This is a genomic window from Neoroseomonas alkaliterrae (assembly GCF_014199195.1).
GTDB lineage: Bacteria > Pseudomonadota > Alphaproteobacteria > Acetobacterales > Acetobacteraceae > Neoroseomonas > Neoroseomonas alkaliterrae.
In genome coordinates this window covers 105,767-128,041 of the sequence record NZ_JACIJE010000003.1, presented here as the reverse complement: position 1 = coordinate 128,041, position 22,275 = coordinate 105,767, and the positions used below count along the sequence as shown (strand labels likewise).

24 protein-coding genes are annotated in these 22,275 nt (G+C 73.2%); 20 read left to right on the top strand and 4 right to left on the bottom strand.

Features of this window, described 5'->3' with window-relative positions:
- Positions 1-112 precede the first annotated feature (112 nt).
- The 10 genes from FHS88_RS06660 (at position 113) to terL (ending at position 10,599) form a co-directional block, all read left to right on the top strand.
- Positions 113-349, top strand: coding sequence for a hypothetical protein (locus FHS88_RS06660; RefSeq protein ID WP_184482715.1), 237 nt, complete (start codon positions 113-115; stop codon positions 347-349).
- A 4-nt stretch (positions 350-353) separates the two neighbouring features.
- Entirely contained in the window at positions 354-1,757 is a 1,404-nt protein-coding gene (locus FHS88_RS06655) for a portal protein (RefSeq protein ID WP_184482712.1), read from the top strand.
- Positions 1,758-1,764: 7 nt separating this feature from the next.
- The gene (locus FHS88_RS06650) at positions 1,765-2,502 is read left to right on the top strand and encodes a capsid assembly protein (protein WP_184482710.1); all 738 of its coding nucleotides are present in this window, start codon (positions 1,765-1,767) and stop codon (positions 2,500-2,502) included.
- A gap of 243 nt (positions 2,503-2,745) precedes the next feature.
- The gene (locus FHS88_RS06645) at positions 2,746-3,579 is read left to right on the top strand and encodes a phage capsid protein (protein ID WP_184482707.1); all 834 of its coding nucleotides are present in this window, start codon (positions 2,746-2,748) and stop codon (positions 3,577-3,579) included.
- Positions 3,580-3,654: 75 nt separating this feature from the next.
- Positions 3,655-4,224, top strand: a complete 570-nt coding sequence (locus FHS88_RS06640) for a hypothetical protein (RefSeq protein ID WP_184482704.1) — start codon at positions 3,655-3,657, stop codon at positions 4,222-4,224.
- Positions 4,225-4,227: 3 nt separating this feature from the next.
- A complete protein-coding gene (locus FHS88_RS06635) occupies positions 4,228-6,105 on the top strand; it encodes a hypothetical protein (RefSeq protein ID WP_184482701.1) in 1,878 nt (625 codons plus the stop codon).
- The gene (locus FHS88_RS06630) at positions 6,105-6,545 is read left to right on the top strand and encodes a hypothetical protein (protein ID WP_184482698.1); all 441 of its coding nucleotides are present in this window, start codon (positions 6,105-6,107) and stop codon (positions 6,543-6,545) included. The genes FHS88_RS06635 and FHS88_RS06630 overlap by 1 nt, the downstream gene beginning before the upstream one ends.
- Positions 6,546-6,588: 43 nt before the next feature.
- A complete protein-coding gene (locus FHS88_RS06625) occupies positions 6,589-8,868 on the top strand; it encodes a glycosyl hydrolase family 28-related protein (RefSeq protein WP_184482695.1) in 2,280 nt (759 codons plus the stop codon).
- Positions 8,865-9,179, top strand: a complete 315-nt coding sequence (locus tag FHS88_RS06620; protein WP_338146449.1) for a hypothetical protein — start codon at positions 8,865-8,867, stop codon at positions 9,177-9,179. Before FHS88_RS06625 ends, FHS88_RS06620 begins: the two co-directional genes overlap by 4 nt.
- The gene (gene terL / locus FHS88_RS06615; RefSeq protein WP_184482692.1) at positions 9,157-10,599 is read left to right on the top strand and encodes a phage terminase large subunit; all 1,443 of its coding nucleotides are present in this window, start codon (positions 9,157-9,159) and stop codon (positions 10,597-10,599) included. The genes FHS88_RS06620 and terL overlap by 23 nt, the downstream gene beginning before the upstream one ends.
- Here the strand turns inward: terL and FHS88_RS06610 are convergent.
- Positions 10,596-10,817, bottom strand: coding sequence for a hypothetical protein (locus FHS88_RS06610; protein ID WP_184482690.1), 222 nt, complete (start codon positions 10,815-10,817; stop codon positions 10,596-10,598). The two genes, terL and FHS88_RS06610, sit on opposite strands and share 4 nt — an antisense overlap.
- A gap of 88 nt (positions 10,818-10,905) precedes the next feature.
- On the opposite strand from FHS88_RS06610, the gene FHS88_RS06605 reads away from it, so the two are divergent.
- From FHS88_RS06605 to FHS88_RS06595, 3 genes are read left to right on the top strand one after another with little or no spacing between them, the layout of a single operon-like run.
- Positions 10,906-11,241: a hypothetical protein gene (locus tag FHS88_RS06605; RefSeq protein ID WP_184482688.1), complete on the top strand. Its 336-nt coding sequence runs from the start codon at positions 10,906-10,908 to the stop codon at positions 11,239-11,241.
- A complete protein-coding gene (locus FHS88_RS06600) occupies positions 11,238-11,672 on the top strand; it encodes a cell wall hydrolase (RefSeq protein ID WP_184482685.1) in 435 nt (144 codons plus the stop codon). The genes FHS88_RS06605 and FHS88_RS06600 overlap by 4 nt, the downstream gene beginning before the upstream one ends.
- Before the next feature lie 26 nt (positions 11,673-11,698).
- Positions 11,699-12,055, top strand: a complete 357-nt coding sequence (locus FHS88_RS06595) for a DUF952 domain-containing protein (protein WP_184482682.1) — start codon at positions 11,699-11,701, stop codon at positions 12,053-12,055.
- Here the strand turns inward: FHS88_RS06595 and FHS88_RS06590 are convergent.
- Positions 12,028-12,900, bottom strand: coding sequence for a DMT family transporter (locus tag FHS88_RS06590; protein WP_338146448.1), 873 nt, complete (start codon positions 12,898-12,900; stop codon positions 12,028-12,030). The genes FHS88_RS06595 and FHS88_RS06590 overlap by 28 nt on opposite strands.
- A 104-nt stretch (positions 12,901-13,004) precedes the next feature.
- On the opposite strand from FHS88_RS06590, the gene FHS88_RS06585 reads away from it, so the two are divergent.
- Genes FHS88_RS06585 through FHS88_RS06575 form a run of 3 tightly spaced genes read left to right on the top strand, consistent with a single transcriptional unit; the run spans position 13,005 to position 15,764 of the window.
- Complete coding sequence (locus tag FHS88_RS06585; RefSeq protein ID WP_184482679.1) at positions 13,005-14,060, top strand: quinone-dependent dihydroorotate dehydrogenase; 1,056 nt, start codon at positions 13,005-13,007, stop codon at positions 14,058-14,060.
- A complete protein-coding gene (locus FHS88_RS06580; RefSeq protein WP_184482676.1) occupies positions 14,060-14,920 on the top strand; it encodes a TIGR01459 family HAD-type hydrolase in 861 nt (286 codons plus the stop codon). The genes FHS88_RS06585 and FHS88_RS06580 overlap by 1 nt, the downstream gene beginning before the upstream one ends.
- Before the next feature lie 46 nt (positions 14,921-14,966).
- Complete coding sequence (locus FHS88_RS06575) at positions 14,967-15,764, top strand: putative nucleotide-diphospho-sugar transferase (protein ID WP_184482672.1); 798 nt, start codon at positions 14,967-14,969, stop codon at positions 15,762-15,764.
- A 90-nt stretch (positions 15,765-15,854) separates the two neighbouring features.
- Here the strand turns inward: FHS88_RS06575 and FHS88_RS06570 are convergent, their stop codons facing one another.
- A complete protein-coding gene (locus FHS88_RS06570) occupies positions 15,855-16,442 on the bottom strand; it encodes a YqgE/AlgH family protein (RefSeq protein ID WP_184483406.1) in 588 nt (195 codons plus the stop codon).
- A gap of 99 nt (positions 16,443-16,541) precedes the next feature.
- On the opposite strand from FHS88_RS06570, the gene FHS88_RS06565 reads away from it, so the two are divergent.
- A complete protein-coding gene (locus tag FHS88_RS06565; RefSeq protein ID WP_184482669.1) occupies positions 16,542-17,024 on the top strand; it encodes a peroxiredoxin in 483 nt (160 codons plus the stop codon).
- 46 nt (positions 17,025-17,070) lie between these two features.
- Here FHS88_RS06565 and FHS88_RS06560 read toward each other — a convergent pair whose 3' ends face one another.
- Positions 17,071-19,050: a VWA domain-containing protein gene (locus FHS88_RS06560; RefSeq protein WP_184482666.1), complete on the bottom strand. Its 1,980-nt coding sequence runs from the start codon at positions 19,048-19,050 to the stop codon at positions 17,071-17,073.
- 163 nt (positions 19,051-19,213) lie between these two features.
- Here FHS88_RS06560 and FHS88_RS06555 point away from each other — a divergent pair, with 163 nt between their 5' ends.
- Genes FHS88_RS06555 through FHS88_RS06545 form a run of 3 tightly spaced genes read left to right on the top strand, consistent with a single transcriptional unit; the run spans position 19,214 to position 22,138 of the window.
- Positions 19,214-19,777 carry a GbsR/MarR family transcriptional regulator gene (locus FHS88_RS06555; RefSeq protein ID WP_184482663.1) on the top strand — a complete coding sequence of 188 codons (564 nt, stop codon included), beginning with the start codon at positions 19,214-19,216 and terminating at the stop codon, positions 19,775-19,777.
- Between the two features lie 4 nt (positions 19,778-19,781).
- Positions 19,782-21,128, top strand: coding sequence for a cytochrome ubiquinol oxidase subunit I (locus FHS88_RS06550; protein WP_184482660.1), 1,347 nt, complete (start codon positions 19,782-19,784; stop codon positions 21,126-21,128).
- Complete coding sequence (locus tag FHS88_RS06545; RefSeq protein WP_184482657.1) at positions 21,125-22,138, top strand: cytochrome d ubiquinol oxidase subunit II; 1,014 nt, start codon at positions 21,125-21,127, stop codon at positions 22,136-22,138. The genes FHS88_RS06550 and FHS88_RS06545 overlap by 4 nt, the downstream gene beginning before the upstream one ends.
- Positions 22,139-22,275: the final 137 nt, after the last annotated feature.

Genomic DNA, 22,275 nt, shown 5'->3' with positions numbered 1-22,275 from the left:
ATCCGAACCTGCCGCGGGCCCGTCCTCCTCACCGGAGGGCGGGCCCGCGGGCTTTTCGGGCTGCGCGAGCGGGAGGGCGTGACCCGAGACAACCGAGAGGAGCCGCGCGCGCATGGGTGGCCTGTTCCGTGCCCCGAAGCCTGTCGTCATCGCGCCCCCGCCGGCGCCGGCGCCCGCGCCGGCCGCCAGCCCGGCGCAGGCCGCCGAGGACGTCGCCGCCGCCTCCCGCGTCGAGGCGCGCGAGCGCGCCCGCCGCGGCCTGGGCGGGACCATCGCCACCTCCGCCCGCGGGCTGCTCGGCGCCAGCGCCGACTTCGCCGCGACGCGCAAGTCGCTGCTGGGGGAGTGAGCCGATGAGCCCCGAGGAGATCCTGGCGCGCCACGCCCGCGCCCTCGATGCCCGCCGCGCCCAGGAGGCGCTGTGGCAGGACTGTTACGACCACGTGCTGCCGCCCGCGACCGGCGGGCGCGTCGCGCTGTTCGACGCCACGGCGGCGGATGCGGCCGAGCAGCTCGCCGCCTCCCTGCTCGCCGAGCTGACCCCGCCCTGGTCGCGCTGGTTCGGCCTTGCCCCCTCGCGCGCTGTGGACGGCGACACGGCCGCCGCCGTGGCGCTCGAGGATGCGGCGGAGGTGCTGCAGGGGCATCTCGACCGCTCCAACTTCGCGCTCGAGATGCATCAGGGCTTCCTCGACCTGGTCGTGGCCGGCACCGGCCTGTTGCTGGTCGAGGAGGCGCCCGTGGGCGAGCCCTCCGCGCTGCGCTTCACCGCCGTGCCGCTGCGCGAGGCGGTGCTCGAGGAGGGCCCCTCGGGCCGGCTCGACACCGTGTTCCGCGCCGCGCGGCTGAGCGATGCGGCGCTGCGCGCGCGCTACCCGGCGGCGCCCGCGCCTGCTGCCGAGGAGAGCGAGGCGCCGCGGCACCGCGTGATCGAGGCGGTCTGGCCCGACCGCGCCGGCTACCGCTTCATGGCCGTCCTCGCCGGGGAGCGCGGGCCGGAGGTGCTCGCCGAGGGCCGCTTCGCCGAAAGCCCCTTCATCGCCTTCCGCTGGCTCAAGGCGCCCGGCGAGGTCTATGGCCGCGGGCCGGTCGCCAAGGCGCTGCCCGACATCCGCACCGCCAACAAGGTGGTGGAGCTGGTGCTCAAGAACGCCTCCATCGCCGCGACGGGCATCTGGCAGGCCGATGACGACGGCGTGCTGAACCCGGCGACGGTGCGGCTCGAACCCGGGGCGATCATCCCCAAGGCGCCGGGATCCTCGGGGCTGACGCCGCTGGCCGCGCCGGGGAATTTCGACGTCTCGCAGCTCGTGCTGAACGACCTGCGCGCGCGCATCCGCGGCGCGCTGCTCGCCGACCGGCTGGGCCCGCAGCGCGAGGACCACATGACGGCGACCGAGGTGCTCGAACGCTCGGCGCAGACCGCGCGGCTGCTGGGTGCGACCTATGGCCGGCTGCAGGCCGAGCTGCTGACGCCGCTGGTGGCGCGCTGCCTCGCCATCCTGCGCCGGCGCGGGGAGATCCCGCCGCTGCTGCTCGACGGGCGCGAGGCGGTGCTGCGCTACCGCAGCCCGCTCGCGCAGGTGCAGGGCCGTGCCGATGCGGCGAACACCCTGCTGTTCCTGCAGGCGGTGCGCGCCATGGGTCCCGAGGCGATCGCCCAGGTGGACCTGCCCGCCGCCGCCCGCTGGCTCGGCCGGACGCTCTCCGCGCCGGCCGAGGTGCTGAACCCCCCCGCAAACCCCGAGAAGGAGTGAGCCCCTCATGCCCGAGGACCTGCTGGAGACCGCGCTGGCCGAGGCCGCCGCGCCGAGGAAGGGTGCGCGCCCGGACGACGTGCCCGAGAAGTTCTGGGACGAGGAGGCGAGCGCGATCCGCGTGGAGGCGCTGCTGAAGTCCTATCGCGAGCTCGAGAAGCGCCTCTCGCAGCGCCTCTCGCCCCCGGGCGAGGACGCGCCGGAGGAGGAGCGCATCCGCTTCCGCCGCGCGATCGGCGTGCCCGACGGCCCCGACGGCTACCGCATCGAGCCGAAGCACGAGCTGTGCGGCGCCGATGACGAGGTGAACCGCCGCCTGCACGAGGCCGGCTTCACCTGCGCCCAGGCGCAGCTCGTCTACGACCTCGCCGCCGAGCGCCTGCTGCCGCTGATCGCCGAGGCCGCCTCGCAGTTCGAGGCCGAGCGCCAGGTCGAGAAGCTGCGCGAGCATTTCGGCGGCGAGGAGCGATTCCGCCGCATCGCCGCGCAGATCGCCGCCTGGGGCCGCGCCAACCTGCCGCCGCCGGTGATGGAGGCGCTCTCCACCACCGCCGAGGGCGTGATCGCGCTGCACCGGATGATGGAGGGCAAGGAGCCGGGCCTCGCCCGCCGCGCCGATGCGCCGTCGGCCGCCGACGAGGCGGAGCTGCGCGCGATGATGCGCGACCCGCGCTATTGGCGCACGCGCGAGCCCGAGTTCGTCCGCCGCGTGACCGACGGCTTCCGCCGCCTGGTCGGCGGCTGATCCGCCTTCCGGCGGGGCTTGAGCGCCTCCCCCTCGGCTCGCCCCGCCGGCGGCCCCGCGCGTGACCGCGCGGAGGCCCGGGGGCGGGCGGCGCGCCGCAGAGAGGCAGCGCCGCCCGCCCCGTCCGTTCCCGCCCGCGCAGAACCGGCCCTCCGGCGCGCGGGCCGCGTCCCCGCCCGGCCCGCTCGCGGCCAACCGGAGCGCGGCGCATCCCCCGCACCCATCGCATGAAAGGAAACCCGCATGTCGGGCACCATCGAGCAGGCCTTCGTGAAGCAGTTCGAGGCCGAGGTCGCCGAGGCCTACCAGCGCCAGGGCAGCAAGCTGCGCCCCACCGTGCGCTCCAAGACGGGCGTCAAGGGCGCCTCCACCATCTTCCCGCGCGTCGGCAAGGGCACGGCCGCGGCCAAGGCGCGCAACGGCGTCGTGCCGGTGATGAACCTCGAATACTCGAACGCCGAGTGCTTCCTGCAGGACTACTACGCGGGCGAGTGGATCGACCGGCTCGACGAGATCAAGTCCAACATCGACGAGCGCACCGTCATCGCCAATGCCGGCGCCTATGCGCTGGGGCGCAAGACGGACGAGCTGATCGTCGCCGCCCTCGACACCGCCACCGCGGAGGCGACCGGCACCGGCACCGGCCTGACCGACAATGACGGGCTGACCCGGCAGAAGGTGCTGATGGCCTTCGAGATGCTCGGCGCGGCCGACGTGCCCGACGACGGCAACCGCTTCGCCGTGGTCGGCTGGAAGCAGTGGAGCGAGCTGCTCTCGATCGACGAGTTCGCGCGCGCCGACTACGTGGGCGACGACGCGCTGCCGTGGAAGGGCACGCAAGCCAAACGCTGGCTCGGCGCGCTGTGGATGCCGCATTCCGGCCTGACCAAGGCGGGCACGCTGCGCTACTGCTACTTCTACCACAAGACGGCGATCGGCCATGCGGTGGCGAGCGAGGTGGTGACCGACATCACCTGGCACGGCGACCGCGCCGCGCACTTCGTGAACAACATGATGTCCCAGGGCGCGGTGATGATCGACCCGGCGGGCGTCGTGCGCATGCGCGCCAAGGAGTGACGGCGCGGCCGGGGGAGGGGCGTCCTCCCCCGGCACACCCTGCCTTCTCCCGCGACAACCAGGAGTTTCCCACCGATGGCGCTCTCCGCCCTCGCGCTCTGCTCGCGCGCGCTGCTCAGGATCGGCGCGCAGCCGGTCGCCTCGCTCGACGAGGGCACGGCCGAGGCCGAAGTCGCGGCCAATCTCTATCCCGGCACCCGCGACGCGCTGCTCTCCGCCCATCCCTGGTCCTTCGCCACCGCGCAGGCGGCGCTGCCGCGCCTCTCGGCCGTGCCGCGCGCGGATTTCGCGCATGCCTTCCAGCTTCCCGCGGGCTTCCTGCGCGCCCTCTCGGCCGGCACGGCGGGGCGCGCGCGCGGCATCGTCTACCGCATCCAGGAGGACCGGCTCTTCACCGACGCCGAATCGGTCGCGCTGACTTACGTGTTCCGCCCGGACGAGAGCGCCTTTCCGCCCTTCTTCGCCTCCGCCCTCGTCGCCCGCCTCGCCGCGGAGTTCTGCATCCCGCTGACCGAGAACTCCTCCCGCGCGGAGATGCTGTTCCGCCTGGCCGAGGCGGAGCTGCGCGTCGCGCGGCAGTCCGACAGCCAGCAGGCGAGCGCGCGCGTGCTCGAGGGCTTCCCGCTCATCAGCGTGCGGGGCTGAGCCATGCCGAGCATCAAGCGCGCCAAGACCAGCTTCGCGGCGGGCGAGCTCGCGCCCGAGCTGCTCGGCCGGCCGGACCTGCGCGCCTTCGAGAACGGCGCGCGGCGCCTGCGCAACGTGTTCATCCAGCCGACCGGCGGCCTGACCCGCCGGCCCGGCCTGCGCCACGTCACGACGCTGCCCGGTCCCGCGCGGCTCATCCCCTTCGAGTTCAACACCGAGCAGACCTACCTGATGGTGCTGAGCGCCGGCGCGCTGCAGGTGTTCCAGGGCGATGCGGTGGTCGCGACCCTGCCCGGCCCCTGGAGCGGGGCGATGCTGCCGCAGATCGGCTTCACCCAGAATGCCGACACGCTGCTGCTCGTCCATCCGGAGATGCCGCCGCAGCGCGTGACGCGCACGCCCTCCGGCTGGACGATCGCGCCCTGGGGGTTCCTGCGCGAGCCGTTCTTCCGCTTCGCCGATCCGGCCGTGAACCTCTGGACCAGCGGCGTCTCGGGCAATGTCGTCGTCAGCGCGGATGCGGCGGTGTTCCTGCCCGGCCATGCGGGGGCGCGGCTGCGCATCGGCGGCCGGCGGCTCGTCATCGGCACCGTCATCGGCGGCACGCAGGTCGCGGCGACGGTGGAGGAGACGCTCACCGGCACCGGCCCCATCACCGACTGGGACGAATCCGCCTTCAGCGCGGCGCGCGGCTGGCCGGTGACCTGCTGCTTCCACCAGGACCGGCTGGTGATCGGCGGCTCGCGCGACCTGCCCAACCGGCTCTGGCTGTCGCGCACCGGGGACCTGTTCAACTTCGACATGGGCACCGGGCTCGACGACGAGGCGATCGAGTTCGGCCTGGTGTCCGACCAGGTGAACGCGATCCGCGGCCTGTTCTCGGGGCGGCACCTGCAGGTCTTCACCTCGGGCGCTGAGTGGATGGTCAGCGGCGATCCGCTGACGCCGGCGAGCATTCAGCTCAACCGGCAGACGCGCGTGGGCTCGCCGGTGGACCGGCTGATCCCGCCTGTGGACGTGGACGGTGCGACCGTCTTCGTCGCGCGCGGCGGGCAGGGCGTGCACGAATTCGCCTATACCGACGTGGCGCAGGCCTACCAGGCGAACGACCTCGCCATCCTCGCGCGGCATCTCGTCAACGGGCCTGTCTCGATGGCCTATGACCAGAAGGAGCGGCTGCTGCACCTGGTCATGGCCGATGGCAGCATCGGCACGCTCACGCTCTATCGCGCCGAGCAGGTCACGGCCTGGACGCGGCAGGAGACGCAGGGCGCGTTCCGCGCGGTGGCGGAATCCGAGGGCACCGTCTGGGTGCTGACCGAGCGCGACGGCGCCTTCGCCCTCGAACGCTTCGAGCCCGGCCTCGCGCTCGATGCCGCGCTGACGGGCAGCGCCGCGTCGCCGCAGGAGAGCTGGAGCGGGCTTGCGCATCTCGAGGGGCGCGAGGTCGGCATCCTGGCTGACGGCGCGCCGCGTGCTCCCGGGACGGTGCTCGACGGGCGCGTCGTGCTCGACCCGCCGGCGGCAAGCGTCGAGATCGGCCTCGCCTTCCGCCACGAGGTCGAGCCGCTGCCGCCCGACCTCGTTTCCGCCACCGCCGCGGCGACAGGGCCGCTGCGCCTCGTGGCGGTCACCTTCCGCCTGCTCGGCACGGCGGCGCTGTCGGTGGATCTCGGGCGAGGGGCCGAGCCCGTCTCCTTCCGCCGGCTCGACACGCCGCTGCTCGATGCGCCGCCGCCGCGCTTCACCGGCGACGTGACGCTGCGCGGCCTCGGCTGGCGGCGCGACCGGCTGCGGCCTCTCTGGCGCATCGAGGGCGAGACGCCGCTGCCCTTCACGCTGCTTTCCGTCACCACCGAGATCAGGATGACCGACTGATGGCCCAGCTCGCCTCCATCGCCTCGCTCGTCGGCACGGGCCTCGCCGTCTATGGCCAGGTCCGGCAGGGCCAGCAGCAGAAGGCGCAGGCCCGCGCCCAGCAGGAGAACCTGCGCCAGCAACAGGCCGCGCAGCAGGAACAGGCCGATCTCCAGGCCGCGGCGAACGAGCGCGAGCGCCAGCAGCGCCTCGCGCGAACCATCGCCGCGGCGCGCGCGCGGCTCGCGGCAGGCGGCGTGGCGCCCGACGAGGGCTCGGCCGCCGCGCTTGCCGCCGGGCTGCGCCAGGATGCGGCGCAGGACGCGCGGGAGGACGCCGCGATCACCGGCGCGCGGCTCGCCGCCGGCCGGCGCTCGCTGCTCGCGCCCGATGGCAGCCTGAACAGCTTCCTGCGTGCCGGGCAGAGCCTCGGCGGCGCCGTGCGCAGCCTGCTCGACTGACCCGCGGCCGCGCCGCCACCCCACACGAACCCGAGGACCACCCATGGCCGAACACATCACGATCGGCGACATCGCGCCGCGCGTGCAGTATGTCGCGGACGGCGTCCTGACCGCCTTCACCTTTCCCTTCCCCATCTTCGCGGAAGGCGACCTCGAGATCCTGCTCGACGGCGCGGCGCTGGCGGGCGGCGCGACGGTCTCGGGTGCCGGCGCGTCCGAAGGCGGGACCGTGACCTTCGCCGAGCCGCCCGCCGCCGGCACGCGCGTGACGCTGCGCCGCCGGCTGAAGATCGCGCGCGCCACCGACTTCCAGGACAACGGCGTGCTGCGCGCGCGCACGCTGAACGACGAGCTCGACTACCAGGTCGCCGCCATCCAGCAGGTGGCCGACGAGGTGGCGGGCGCGGTGCGGCTCGATCCGTCCGACACCGGCGGGCTCGTGCTGCCGCTGCGCGCCGCGCGGGCGAACCGCGTGCTGGGCTTCGATTCCGTGGGCGACCTCACGGTGTTCGACCGCGGCACGGCGACGATCGGCGTGCCCTTTCCCGGCGGCGTGCCGCGCTCGGTCGAGGACAAGCTCGCCGAGCGACTGACGGCGCGCGACTTCGGCGCGACCGGCGACGGCGTGACCGATGACGGCCCCGCGCTCGCCGCCGCCATGGCCGCCGCCGCCGCCTCCGGCCGCGTGCTGGTGATCGGGGAGGGCACCTTCCGCACCACCCAGCCGCTGACGCTGGGCGGGGGTGCCGCGGGGCTGATCATGCACGGCGCCATCCTCTATGCCGGGCCCGCCGGCGCCACCGCGCTGACGATCGGCGACGGCGCCGCGGTGCGCAACGCGACCAAGCGCTACGAGGGGCTGCGCGTGCTGCGCGCGAGCCTTTCCGACTGGGAGAACGAGGCGGATATCGGCCTCGTCCTGCGCAACCTCGATGCCTCGCTGGTCGAGATCCGCCAGGTCGAGGGCTTCACCATCGGAATCCGCACCCTCGGCGTCGAGCGCGGCTTCGAGGACAGCACGCTCATCCTCGGGCGCATCGTCAACAACCGGATCGGGCTCGACGTGCGGACCGAGACGGCGGCGGGCTGGAACACCTCGGTGCGCTACTATGGCGGGCATTTCGCCATCGGCAGCACGGTGCACCCCGAGAAGGACCGCTTCGGCGTGCGCTTCTCGGCCGCGCCCGGCGCCTATGTCGCGCACAACCGGCATGTCTTCGACGGGCCGGGCTTCGAGCTGCAGGCGGCGAACCGGCCGATCAGCGGCATCCCCTTCCTGATCGAGGTGAACAGCCGTTCGGTCTGGGCGCGCGCGCTGCGGATGGAGGGCTGCTCGCCCTTCGTGGCGCGCCACACCGGCGCGGCGCAGGACCATGTCTACGAGGTGGCCTGGGCGAGCCAGGCCTACCTCGTGGACGTGGACTACGCGCCGAGCGCGACGCGCGTCGGCGCCGTGGTGCGCAGCAGCCACCAGGCGGCGGCCTTCCGCGAGGCGACGCGCGAGGTGGCCGCGGTGCCGAACCTGCGCGCCGCGCGCATCCGCTGGTCCAATACCGAATGGGGCTTCGAGCGGCTGGCCTGCCTTTCCTCGAACGTCGCGGGAACGCCGGGCACGCTCGCCGATTTCGCCTTCCCCGCCCTCGACGCCTTCGGCTTCGGCGATGACGGCGTGGTGCTCACCGGCGGGCGCGGCATCGGCTTCGTCGTGGATGCGCGGGGCTGCCGGGAGTTCGCGCTCTCGGTGGATGCCGATGCGCCGCGCCTTGCGGTGATGTGCTTCGACGCGAACCGCGCGCTGCTGACCGATGCCGGCACGCCGCGCGTGCGCGCCTCGGGGCAGTCGCTGGTCTGGAACCCGACCGCGCGCTGGTACCAGGGTGCTGCCGACATGCTCGATGCGACGCTGACGCGCCCGCAGGTCGTCAGGCTCGCGCCCGAGGTTGCCTACGCCATCATCGGCCTCGTGCGCATCGGCGCGGATTACGCGGTGCGCGCGATGCGCCTCGCCTGCGATCCGCTGTTCTCGCCGGCGCTGCTCTACGGCCAGCCGAACCTGCCGATCGGGGTGCGCGAGCTGGTGGCCGAAACCGCCTGGGATCCGCCCTCGATCGCCGCCGGGGGCTCGGCGCAGGTGAACGTGCCGCTGCCCGGCGCCCGGCCCGGCGACTTCGCCTCGGCGTCCTTCTCGCTCTCGACCTCCGGCGTCGTCTTCCTCGCCCAGGTGGGTGCGACGGATGTGGTGACCGTCACCGCCTGGAACCGCAGCGGCGGGGCGATCGACCTCGCGGCCGGGACGGTGCGCGCGCGGGTGGCCAAGGCGTGACGGAGCGGCGGGACGTCTCCATCCGCGGGCCGGACCTGCGCAGCGCCATGGACGTGGTGGCGGAGGAGTATCTCCGCTTCCTGCGCGGCGGGCCCGAGCCGGCGACCGGCGACGACACCAAGGCCTTCGCCGCCCACCACGCCGCCTGCCGCGCCGCCCTCGCGCATCTCGAGCATCTCATCAAGCTCGCCCGCGCGATGGGCAGCACGGGGGCGGAGGTGGAGGAGGCGGCGGTGGTGCTCGTCGAGGCGCGCGAAGCCATCGCCGCATTCAAGGAGGAGGATCTCGATGGCGAGGAGGAGCAGTGCTGACGCAGGCTTCCTCGAATTCGTCTGGGTCTGGAACCGCCGGCACGGCCACGAGACGCCGGCGGTGCACCGCCGCATCGCGCGCTGGCTCGAGGGCCGGCAGCAGGCCGGGGACACGCGCCTGCTGCTGATGGCCTTCCGCGGCTGCGGCAAGTCCACCCTCGTCGGCCTCTGGTGCGCCTGGCTGCTCGCACTTCGGCCCGAGACGCGCATCCTGGTGCTGGCGGCGGACCAGCCGCTCGCGGTGAAGATGGTCGCCTCCGTCCGTCGCATCGTCGAGCGCCATCCGCTCTGCCGGCACCTGCTGCCCGGCGCGGCGGAGGCCTGGGCCGCCGACCGCTTCACCGTGGCGCGGGAGGGTGCGCTGCGCGACCCGTCCATGCTCGCGCAGGGCATCGGCGGCAACGTCACCGGCAGCCGCGCCGAGGTGATCGTCTGCGACGATGTGGAGGTCGCGGGCAATTGCGACACGCCGGGCAAGCGCGCCGAGTTGCGCGAGCGGCTCGCGGAGACCGAGTTCATCCTGGTGCCCGGCGGCACCATCCTCTTCGTCGGCACGCCGCATTGCGAGGACAGCCTCTATCGCCATCCGCGCGAGGAGGGCGCCTTCCTCAAGGGCTACCGGCGCCTCGCGGTGCCGGTGATGAACGCCGCCGGCGCCTCGGCCTGGCCCGAGCGCTTCCCGCGCGAGACCATCGCCGCGCTGCGCGACCGCGTCGGTCCGCTGCAGTTCCAGCGGCAGATGATGCTGCAGCCGGTCGCGGCCTCCGCCGTGCGGCTCGATCCCGCGGCGATCGTGCGCTACGCGGAGGAGCCGGAGTATCGCGAGGCGCAGGGCAGGGGGCTGATGACGCTGCTCGGCCGGCGCCTCGTCTCCGGCGGCGCCTTCTGGGACCCGGCCTATGGGCGGCCCGGTGCGGGCGATGCCTCGGTGCTCGCCTGCACCTATGGCGATGGCGAGGGGCATCACTTTCTCCATCGCCTCGCCTACCTTACGCACGACCCCGCCGCCGCGGCGGATCCCGCCACGCAGCAATGCCGCGCGGTGGCGGCGCTGCTGCGCGAGACGCTGCTGCCGGTGGTGCGCGTCGAGACCAACGGCCTCGGGCGGTTCCTGCCGGAACTGCTCCGGCGCGAACTCGGCCGTGCCGGGGTCGCGGCGACGGTGATCGAGCATGCGAGCACGCGGGCGAAGGAGGAGCGCATCCTCGCCGCCCTCGAGCCCGCGCTCGCCGCGCGCCGCCTCTTCGCGCATGAGAGCGTGATGCGCACGCCCTTCCCCGCGGAGATGGCCGAGTGGCGTCCGGGCGCGGCGGGCGTGCGTGACGACGCGCTCGATGCGGTCGCGGGCTGCCTGCTCGCCGATCCGGCGCGGCTGGTGCGCGCCGCGGCGCCGGCACGGCGGCCGGACTGGCGGGGCTAGGCCGCCTGCCGCTTCAGGATCTCGCTCGCGTGCCGGGCGCGGCCCGCCTCGGTGATCTCGAAGCGGCCATCGGCGCGCGGCTGCGCGAAGCCCATCGTGGTCAGGCGGTTCAGGCAGGGCCCGTCCTTGAGCCCCGGCGGGCGGCCATGCGGCCCCACCAGCGTCAGCCGGTGCAGGGCCGAGCGGCAGCAGGTCTCGAGATAGGGCTCGTTCCACATCGCGGCGCGGCTTCTTCCCCTGGGCAACGGCTCAAGGGTGGGCTGCCGCGCGCATCCCTTCAAGGTTCCAGCAGAGGGCAGGCGAAGAATGCCGATCCAGATCGAACCGACCTGGTGGATCACGGCCGTGGAGGCGCCGATCGTCGCGGCGCTGTTCTGGATGATCCACGGTCTGCGCAAGGACCTCCATGACCGCATCGAGCGCGGCGACCAGCGCGATTCGGACGCGCTGAACCGCACGCGTGAGGATCTCGCGCAGTTCAAGATCGAGGTGGCGCGCACCTATGTGCCGCTCTCGCTGATCCGCGACCTCGATAGGCGCATCAACGACCACCTGCTGCGCATCGAGGAGAAGATCGAGGAGGTCTCGCGCGCCTCGCTCGCCGCCGCCCAGGCCGCGCGCCGCATGGAGGAGCGGGAATGAGCGCCGCGCCGCATCCCGCCGCGCGCGACGCGGCGGCCGAGATCCTGGCGCTGATCCTCTGGGGCGAGGCCGCCCACCGGCCGGTGCGCGCCATCGAGGCGCTGGCCGCGCTTGTGATGAACCGCGCCCGCGCCGGCGTTCCGCATTGGGGGCAGGGCGTGGCGGGCGTCTGCCGCGCGCCGTTCCAGTTCCCGTGCTGGAACCGCAACCACCCGCGCCATGCGCGGCTGCGCGACATCCCCCCCGGCGACGGCGCGCTCGCCATCTGCCGCCGCGTCGCCGCACGCGCGGTCGCGGGCGCGCTGCCCGACCCGACCGGCGGGGCGACGCATTTCCACGATGCGGCAGCCCTGCCCGGCTGGGCGATCGGCCGGCCGGCCTCGGCCGAGATCGGCGGCTTTTGCTTCTACCGCGCGGAGGACCTGACCTGAGCCCTGCGGGGCGCTACACCGCGCCGATGGAACGCTTCATCTACACCCTCGTGCGCGCGGCGGATTGGCGCGCGGCGGAGGCCGCCGGCGCCTATTCCGGCAGCGCCGACGATCTGCGTGACGGCTTCCTGCATTTCTCCACGTCAGCCCAGGTGCGCGCGAGCGCCGCGAAGCACCGCGCGGGCGTGCCCGACCTGCTGCTCATCGAGGCGGATGCCTCCGCGCTCGGCGAGGCGCTGCGCTGGGAGCCGGCCTCGGGCGGGCGGCGGCCGGGGCTCTTCCCGCATCTCTACGCGCCCCTGCCGCTCGCCGCGGTCCGGCGCGTGGTCCCGCTGCCGCTCGGCGCGGATGGGCGTCACGTCTTTCCAGACGGCTTCGCCTGAGCCGCCGTCGCGGCGCGCTGGCTCATCACCAGCGCGAAGATGACGACCACCGAACCGCCCATGGTCCAGGCCGTCGGCCACACGCCCCAGATCGCGAGGTCGAGTGCCAGCGCGAAGACCAGCGCGCTGAACTCCAGCGGCGCCAGGCGCGCCGCCGAATCGTGGCGGAAGGCGATGGCGAGGCAGAGCGTCGCGCCGCCGGCGAGCAGCCCGTTCACCGCGAGCGCCGCGAGATCGAGCGGCCCCGGCGCCACCCAGTTCATCGCCGCGAAGGGTGCGAGCACCAGCAGCCCCGGCAGGGAGGACCACAGGATCAGCACCGCCGCCCCCGTCTCGTGCCGCAGCTTGCGGTTGAGCGTCAGCACCGCGGCGTAGCATCCGGTCGCGAAGAGCGCCCAGAGATAGGCGCCCCAGGGGCCATCGGCGCGCAGCCCCGGCCACATGGCCAGCGCCACGCCCGCGAAGCCGAGGAAGGACCACCCCCAGACCGCGCGCCCCGTGCGCTCGCGCAGCACCAGCGCGGCGAGGCCGAGCGTCATGAAGGGCGCGGTGAAATAGACGAGGTAGCCCTCCGCCAGCGGGATGTGGCGCAACGCGAGGAAGAAGCCCATCCCCGAACCCACCATGAAGCCCGCGCGCATCAGGTGCAGCAGCGGATGCGCGGTGCCGAGCGCCCCGCCGAGGCCCGGCACCACCGCGCGCGCCGCGAAGAGCACCAGCAGCAGCGTGGCGTAGCGCACCGCCACCACCTGGTCGGCCGGGTAGGTGCCCGAGAGCAGTTTCGAATTGGCGTCGAGCAGCCCGAACAGCGCCATCGCCGTGACCAGGTAGACCGGGCCGCGCACCGTCCATCCTTCCGCCGCATGAATGGGGGCTTCTCGCCGGGCGCGTGCCGGCGCGTCAACCGGGCTTTCCCGGCGGCCCGGTCCGGGGCACAAGGGCGGCCGCCATGACCCCCGCCCTCGCTTCCGCCCTGATGCCGCTGCTGCGCGGCCTCGACGCCGAGACCGCGCACGGGATCGCGCTCAAGGCGCTGGCCGCGGGCCTCGCGGGGCGCGATTCCGGGCGCGACGACCCGGTGCTCGCCACCGAGGCCTTCGGCCTCAGCTTCCGCAACCCGATCGGGCTGGCCGCCGGCTTCGACAAGGATGCGGTGGCGGTGCTGCCGCTGATGCGCCTCGGCTTCGGCTTCGTCGAGGCCGGCACCGTCACGCCCCGCCCGCAGCCCGGCAATCCGCGCCCGCGGCTGTTCCGGCTGGTGGAGGATGCCGCGGTCATCAACCGCATGGGCTTCAACAATGGCGGGCTGGACGGCTACCTCGCGCGGCTGCGCGACCTGCCGCGCCCGCTGCCTGCCGTGTTCGGCGCCAATGTCGGCATCAACAAGGACGGCGCGGAGCCCGAGCGCGACTATCCCGCCCTCTACGCGGCCGTCGCGCCCTTCGCGGACTACGTGACGGTCAACATCTCCTCCCCCAACACGCCGGGGCTGCGCGACCTGCAGGGGGAGGAACGCCTCGCCGCCATCCTCGATGCCATCGCCGCGCGGCGCGCGAGCCTGCCGCGCACGCCGCCGCTGCTGGTCAAGATCGCGCCCGACCTCGCAGACGATGCGCTCGGCCCCATCGTCAACACCTGCCTGACGCGCGGCGTGGCGGGGCTGATCGTCTCCAACACCACCATCGCGCGGCCGCCGCTGAAGTCGGCCCATGCGAGGGAGGCGGGCGGGCTGTCCGGCGCGCCGCTGTTCGGCCCCTCCACCGAAATGCTGCGGAAGGTCTTCCGCATCGCGCGCGGGCGGCTCGTGCTCATCGGCGTCGGCGGCATCGCCACGGCCGAGCAGGCCTATGCGAAGATCCGCGCCGGCGCCTCGCTGGTGCAGCTCTATACCGGCTTCGCCTATGCGGGGCCGGTGCTGCCGCGGCGGCTTGCCGATGGCCTCGCCGCGCTGCTGAAGCGCGATGGATTCACTTCGGTCGCCGACGCCGTCGGCAAGGATGCGTGATGGAGATTCTCGACGGCATCGCCTCGCTGGCGGACCGCTACGACGGCTACGTCCTCGACCTCTGGGGCGTGGTGCACAACGGCAAGGCGCTCTATCCCGGCGTCGCGCAGGCGCTCGGCGAGCTCAAGGCGCGCGGCAAGGCGGTGGTGTTCCTGACCAACGCGCCGCGGCGGTCCTGGTTCATCGCGAACATGCTGGACCGCATGGGGCTCGACCGCGCGCTCTATGACGCGATCATCTCCTCGGGCGAGGTGTCGTGGCGGCACCTCAAGCACCGCACCCATCCGTGGTTCGCGCGGCTTGGCCGCACCTGCGTCCATATCGGGCCCGAGCGCGACCTCTCGGTGGTGGAGGACGGCGCGGCGGAGATCGTCGCGGATCCGAAGGAGGCGACCTTCCTGCTGAACACCGGCCCCGACCCGGTGCGCGGGCCGACATCGGTCGAGCCCTACCGCCCTGCGCTCGAGGCCTGCCACGCGGCGGGGCTGCCGATGCTCTGCGTCAACCCCGACCGCGCGGTGATGGTGGGCGAGGAGCGGGTGCTGTGCGCCGGCGCGCTCGCGGATGTGTATCTCGAACTCGGCGGCGCGGTGCTCGAGATCGGCAAGCCAGACCCCGCTGTCTATGACCCGGTGCTGGAGGCGATGGGCAACCCCCCGCGCCATCGCGTGCTCGCGGTGGGCGACACGCCGCACACGGACCTCGCCGGCGCGCAGGCGGCGGGGCTGGATGCGCTGTGGGCGCTGACCGGGCTTGCCGCCCATGCCCATGGCGAGAACCCGGATGCCGCGCGCCTTGCCGAGGTGGCCGCGCGCGAGGGCGTGCGGCCGATCGCGGCGCTGCGTTCGCTGCGGTGGTAGGGGCGGCGATGCATCAGGTCGGTTCGCGGCGCGCAGGTCCGAACTGATGGCCGGTCTGTGCCTCGCGACCTCCTACACGCCCGATTTCGCTGATATCGGCGCCTTCGCCGCGGCTAGCCTTCATCTTTACGGCGCGCGCCACGGGCATTCGGTACATGCCGAATGCCGCCCGGCAGGCGAGCGTCCTCCTGCGTGGCGGAAGATCGAGTTACTTCGCAGCCTCCTTGATCGCGGCCACGAGGCCGTGCTGTGGGTGGATGCGGATGCCGTGATGCTGCGCACCGACGCATACATCGCCGCCGAATTGCGGCCCGGTAAGGATCTCTATCTCGTCCAGCATCGCACGCCGCAATTTCCCGGCCAGCAGGTGCCGAATACTGGGGTCATGCTGGTCCGCGACAGCGAGTGGACGCGCGGCCTGCTCGCGCGCATCTGGGAACGCACGGAATACCTTCACCACCCATGGTGGGAGAATGCCGCGCTCATCGCCGTCATGGGATATGGCAGCCTTCTGAGCGATGCGGCTCATGCGCCCGATCCCGCGGTCATGGCGCGCATCGGGTTCCTCGATGAAGCCTGGAACGCCATTCCAGGGATCAGCGGCTGCGAGAACCCGATCATCTGCCACTATGCGGGCCACCCGCGGGATGTCAGGCGCGCCGAGATGCCGCGTCATGCGGCCTCGATCTTCAGCGCCAGTCCTGGGATTGACCATGCGGAGAGGCTGGCGCGGCTCGAGCGCGACTTGGCTGCAATACGCGGCCCGACCTCCTGGCGGCTCACCGCGCCGTTGCGCGCCCTTGCAGAGGGGCAGCGGCGGTTGATGAGGCGCTTTCGCCGCTGATCCTGCGAGTGGGCCGTCGTTGTGCACGGCTCCGCGTCGGTATGCGCGGGGAGGGGCCTCAGGCAGGGCGCAGGTGAATGTTTGCTGCCCTCAGGCCCGGCCCGCCGCGCCCGACAGCAGCGCCGGGTCCACCTTGAGCTTCGCCAGCGCCGCCTCCCAGGTGCCGCCGGTGTCCTCGCGGAACACCAGCGAGGCATCGGCCGGCACGTTCAGCCAGGCGTTGCGCTGGATCTCGTCCTCGAGCTGCCCGGGCGCCCAGCCGGCATAGCCGAGGGCGAGCACCCCCTCCCGCGGGCCGCCGCCGGTCGCCACCGCCTTGAGGATGTCGAGGCTCGCCGTCAGCGTCAGCCCCGGCATCACCGGCAGGCTGCCTTCGGTCGCCCAGTCGTCGCTGTGCAGCACGAAGCCGCGGCCGCTCTCGACCGGCCCGCCGGAGAGCATCCGCAGCCGCCGCTGCGGCGGCACCGGCTCGATGGAGAGCTGGCGCAGCAGGTCGTCGAAGGCCATCCCGGCGAGCGGGCGGTTCACCACGAGGCCCATCGCGCCCTCGGCCGAATGGGCGCAGAGGCAGACGACGCTGTGGTCGAAGCGCGGGTCCTGCATGCCCGGCATGGCGATCAGGAGGTTGCCCGTGAGGTAGCCGCCGGCCCGCACGGCGCTGGTGGTCGAGGAAACCATGGCGAAATAGGTGGCGCAGCCCGCGCCGTCCCGCAAGGCGCACCCCATGACAGGCCAACCCCGCCGCGCTACATCCGGAACGCAGTCCAGGAGGATGACATGCCGATCAGCGTGGGTGACGCCATTCCGGCCGTGAAGGTCATGCAGGGCGGGCCGGACGGGCCCAAGGAGCTCGACACCGGGGAGTTCTTCAAGGGCCGCACCGTCGTGCTCTTCGGCGTGCCCGGCGCCTTCACGCCGACCTGCTCGGCCAAGCACATGCCCTCCTTCCTCGAGAACCTCGACGCGCTGAAGGCCAAGGGCGTCGATGCGGTGGCCTGCATGGCGGTGAACGACGCCTTCGTCATGGGCGCCTGGGCGAAGGACCAGGGCATCACCGACCAGGTGACGATGATCGCCGACGGCTCGGCGGCCTTCACCAAGGCGATGGGGCTCGAGTTCGACCTCACGGCCCGCGGCCTCGGCGTGCGCTGCCAGCGCTTCGCGCTGGTGGCGAAGGACGGCAAGGTCACGCACATCGCCATCGAGGCGCCGGGCGCCTTCGAGGTCTCCAGCGGCCAGGCGGTCCTCGCCGCCCTCTGATGCGATGCGGCGGGCCCGCCCAGGGCAGGCGGGCCCCCGGCCGGGCTCAGCGCACCGTCAGCGGGCGGCGCGCGATGACCGGGTCCGCAATGCCCGGCGCGCTGCTGACGTAGCGGATCTCGTAGGTTCCGGGCGTCGCGGGCGCGGTGATCTCGCCTTCCTCGCCGCCGGCGCCGAACCATCCCTCGTAGTGGGTGGGCTCGGCGCCGGGCTCGACGATGGTGATGAAATCCCCATCCCCGCGCGGGCCGGTGTAGCGGATGGTCACCGCCTCGCTCGCCGCGACCGCCTCTGGCGCATTGAGCGTCGCCGTGGCCGGCGTCAGCGTGATGGGCCGGCGCGCGATCACCGCGGCCCCGCCCGGCCCCGCCAGCACGAAGCGCAGTTCCAGCCGCCCCGGCGTGCCCGGCAGGCGCAGGTTGCCCTCGCCGCCGTCCGCGTAGAAGTAGGTGATGTAGTGCCCGGCCTCGGCATCCGGCGGGACGGCCGTGACGAAACTGCCCGAGCCCGCCTGCGCCGGGGTGTGGCGCACCGTCACGTGGCTGCCGGCCATCGCCGTCTCGGGCGCCTCGAGGGTCGCGCGCGCCGCGGTCACGCGCAGCGGGCGGGAGGCGAGCACGGTTCCGTCCACGCCCTCGACGAAGCGGATCTCGTAGCGTCCTGGCGCGATCGGCGCCATGAGCGCAAGCGGGTTCTCCGCACCCTCCGCCCAGGCATAGGCGCCGCCGAGATGCTCGGCCGGGCCGCTGCCGGCGGGCGCGATGCCGATCCAGGAGCCGGGCGCGCGCGGGCCGGTCCAGCGGATCTCGACCATCGAGCCCGCGCCCGCCTCCGCCGCGGCGTCGAGGCTCGCCGTGACGGGCGTGACCGTGACCGCCGCGCGGCCGATCGGCCGGCCGGCGCGGTTCAGCACGTAGCGCACCTCATAGGCGCCGGGTGCGGCCGGCACGCGCAGCCGCGCGGGTGAGCCGTCCGCCGTCCAGGCATAGTGGCGCGTCTCCGGCTCCTCGGCGTTCGGCCCGGTGGGGGCGAAGATCAGGTAGTCGCCGGGCTCGTTCGGCCCTTCCCAGGCGACCTCCAGCAGCTCCGTCGCGCCGATGCTCGCCGCGGCGGGGCGGAGGGTGGCGCGCGGCAGGGCGTCGGCGAGGGGGACCACGATCTCCTCGGGGCCGCGCTCGGTCACCTCGGCGGTGACGGTGCCGATGCGATCCTCGGTCGAGCCGGTGACGACATAGCGCCCGGGCGGCAGGGCGAGCCGCGCGGCGGGGCCGTCATGGAGCGGCGTCTCCTCGCCCTCGCGCAGCACGGTGAAGGCGGCGTTCGGCAGGTCGGGCCCGCCCGCGCCGGCGGTGGCGCGCAGGCCGGTCGTGCGCGGCGGGGCGGCCGGCGGCGGGGCGGGGCGCGCCTCCGCTGTGCGGGCCAGCGCATCGGCGAGTTCCGCGGCATTGCCGGCGGCGACGAACGTCCCGCCGGTGCGCTCGGCGATGCAGGCCACCCGGGCGCGCTCGGCCGGGGTGCGGAGGTCGAAGCCGACCACATGGGCGGTGAAGGCGGCGTTGGCGGCCTCGAGTTCGGCCGCCAGTGCGCAGGGGTCCCCGCCACAGGTCTCGATGCCGTCGGTGACCAGGATGATGGTGCCGCCGCGCTCGCCCACGCGCAGGATGCGAGCGGCCTCGCGCACGCTCTCCGTCAGCGGGGTGCGGCCGCGCGCGGTCAGGCGGGAGAGCGTCGCTTCGATGCGGGCGGGCTCGACCGGCCCAGGCGGGACCAGCATCTCGATGTCGCGGCAATCCCCGGTGCGGCGGTGGCCATAGGCCATGAGGCCGACACGGCTGCCCTCGGGGAAGCGGGAGAACATCTCCCGCACCGCCCCGCGGGCGATCTCGAGCTTCGTCTCCTCCCCGATCCGGCCCCACATCGAGCCGGACATGTCGAGGATGACGACGGTCTCGGGCGGCGTCTGGGCGTGGGCGGGCGGGGCGGCGAGCCCCGCGAGCAGGACCGCGGAGAGCAAGAGGCGACGCATCGGCGGGGGCGGCTCCGGCAAGGTTGTGGGGCCGCGGAGGCGCGGCCGGGCGCATAGTGCGGCGTTCCGTCCGCCTGCGGAACCCATGCGGCGCCATCGCTGGGGGTTGATCCAGATCAAATGCGGACATATCTTTCAGAAAATCCTGAAATCACGGAAACCGATGAACCTCCCGCCGCTCGTCCAGTCCTTCGTGCTCCATTTCGGGGAGATGGGCTCCCGCTGGGGCATCAACCGCACGGTGGGGCAGATCTATGCCCTGCTCTATGTCTCGCCGCGTCCGCTCTGCGCCGACGACATCGTGGAGGCGCTCGGCGTCTCGCGATCGAACGTCTCGATGGGGCTGCGCGAGCTGCAGGCCTGGAACCTCGTGCTGCTGCGCCACATCCCCGACGACAGGCGCGACCATTTCACCACGCCCGAGGATGTCTGGCAGATCCTGCGCGTGCTCGCCGAGGAGCGGAAGAAGCGCGAGGTGGACCCGACCCTCTCGGTGCTGCGCGAGTTGCTGATGCAGACCCCCACCAGCGAGGCCGAACGCCACGCCCAGGCCCGCATGGCCGAGATGCACGGCCTGATCGAGCGCCTGACCACCTGGTACGAGGACGTGAAGAAGCTCGAGACCGAGCGGCTCGCAGCCCTGCTCGCGCTCGGCGCCAAGGTGACGAGGCTGCTCGAGGCCAAGGACAGGGTGGTCGGCCTCGTGCGCGGCAGGAAGGAGGGCTGAACCGATGGACGCGCTGATCCTCGCCCGCATCCAGTTCGCGGCGAACATCTCCTTCCACATCCTGTTTCCCACAGTGACGATCGCGCTCGGCTGGGTGCTCGTCTTCTTCAAGCTGCGCTTCAACGCGACGCGCGAGGAGAAGTGGATGGACGCCTACCGCTTCTGGGTGAAGGTCTTCGCGCTGTCCTTCGCGCTCGGCGTCGTCTCGGGCATCACCATGTCCTTCCAGTTCGGCACCAACTGGCCGGGCTTCATGGAGCGCGTGGGCAACATCGCGGGCCCGCTGCTGGCCTACGAGGTGCTGACCGCCTTCTTCCTCGAGGCGACCTTCCTCGGCATCATGCTCTTCGGCTTCCGCCGCGTGCCCGGCTGGCTGCACACGGGCGCCACCGTGCTGGTCGCCGTCGGCACCACGCTCAGCGCCTTCTGGATCCTGGTGCTGAACTCCTGGATGCACACGCCCCAGGGCTTCGAACTGCGCGAGGGCGTCGCGCACGCGACCGACTGGTGGGCGATCGTGTTCAACCCCTCGATGCCCTATCGCCTCGCGCACATGCTGATGGCGAGCGCGCTGACCGTCGCCTTCCTGATGGCGGGCATCTCCGCCTGGCGCTGGCTGCGCGGGGACCGCGCGCCGGCGGTGATGGCGGTGCTGCGCACGGGCATCGTGATGGCCGCGGTGGGCGCGCCGACGCAGCTCCTGCTCGGGGACCTGCACGGGCTGAACACGCTCGAGCACCAGCCCGCCAAGGTCGCGGCCATGGAGGGCAACTGGGAGACGCGCGGGCACGTGCCGCTGCTGCTCTTCGCCATCCCCGACGAGCAGGCTCGGACCAACCGCTTCGAGGTGGCGATCCCCTCCGGCGCCAGCCTGATCCTGACGCACCGCGCCGATGGCGAGGTGCCGGGCCTGAACGACTTCATCGGCGAGCATCCGCCGGTGGCCCCCGTCTTCTACGCCTTCCGCGTGATGGTCGGCACGGGGATGCTGATGATCGCGCTCGGCCTGCTCGGCGCCTTCCTGCTGTGGCGGCGGCGCGAGATCCCGCGCTGGCTGCTGCGCGGCTACGTGGTCATGACCTTCTCGGGCTGGGTGGCCACGCTCGCCGGCTGGTATGTCACCGAGATCGGCCGCCAGCCCTGGCTCGTGCATGGCGTGCTGACCACCGCGCAGGCGGCCGGGCCCGTGCCGGCGGGCAGCATCGCGACGACGCTCGTGATGTATCTCGTGCTCTATGCCCTGCTGCTCGCGGCCTACATCGCGGCCATCTACCGGCTCGCCGCGCATGGCCGCCTCGCCGCCGCGACGCCGCCTGGCGCGGTTCCGCAGGCGAAGGAGAGCGCGGCATGACGCCCTTCATTCCCGCCGAGTGGCTACCCGTGGTCTTCGCCGCGCTGATGGCGGCCTCGATCCTCGCCTATGTGGTGCTCGACGGCTTCGACCTCGGCGTCGGCATCCTGCTGCCGCGCGCGGCGGAGGAGGCCGAGCGCGACCGCATGATCGCCGCCATCGGACCCTTCTGGGACGCCAACGAGACCTGGCTCGTGCTCGGCGTGGGGCTGCTGCTCGTCGCCTTCCCGGTGGCGCACGGCATAATCCTGACCGAGCTCTACCTCGCGGTCGCGCTGATGCTGGTGGGGCTGACGCTGCGCGGCGTCGCCTTCGAGTTCCGCGCCAAGGCGCTGGAGCCCGCGCGCAAGCGGCGCTGGGACCATGCCTTCGTCGGCGGCTCCCTGCTCGCGGCCCTCGCGCAGGGCTGGATGCTCGGGCGCTACGTGCTGGGCTTCGCCGAGGGCTGGGCGGCGGTGGCCTTCGCCGCCATGGCCGCGGTGGGGCTCGCCATCGCCTATGCCTTCATCGGCGCGGCCTGGCTGATCTGGCGCACCGAGGGCGCGCTGCAGCGCCGCGCCATCGCCTGGGCGCGGGCCGCGATCTGGCCGATGGCAGTCGGCATCCTGCTCGTCTCCGCCGTCACGCCGCTGGTCAGCGCGCGGATCTTCGAGCGCTGGTTCACCTTCCCCGAGGTGTTCCTGCTGGCCCCGCTGCCGCTCGCGACGGCGGCACTCCTGCTGGGCCTTGCGAACCTGCTCAAGCACATGCCGCTGCCGGGCGATGCGCTGCGGCGCATCCCCTTCTGGGGGGCGGTGGTGCTGTTCGCGCTGTTCTTCGCCGGCCTCGCCTGGTCCTTCTTCCCCTATGTGGTGCCCGAGCGGCTGACCATCTGGGAGGCGGCGAGCGCGCCCGAAAGCCTGAGCATCATCCTGATCGGAGCGCTGTTCGTGATGCCGATCATCCTCGCCTATACGGTGCTCGCCTGGCGGATCTTCGGGGGCAAGGCGCGCGAACTCAGCTACTACTGAAGGCCTGCGCGCCGCCGGTCAGGCCGGCGGCGCCGCGTGCTGGCGGACCAGCAGGACGCCGACGATGCCGAGCTGGACCACGTTCACCGCGATGCCGGCCCACCAGGCCGTGGCGTAGAAGCCGACGGCGCCGTAGG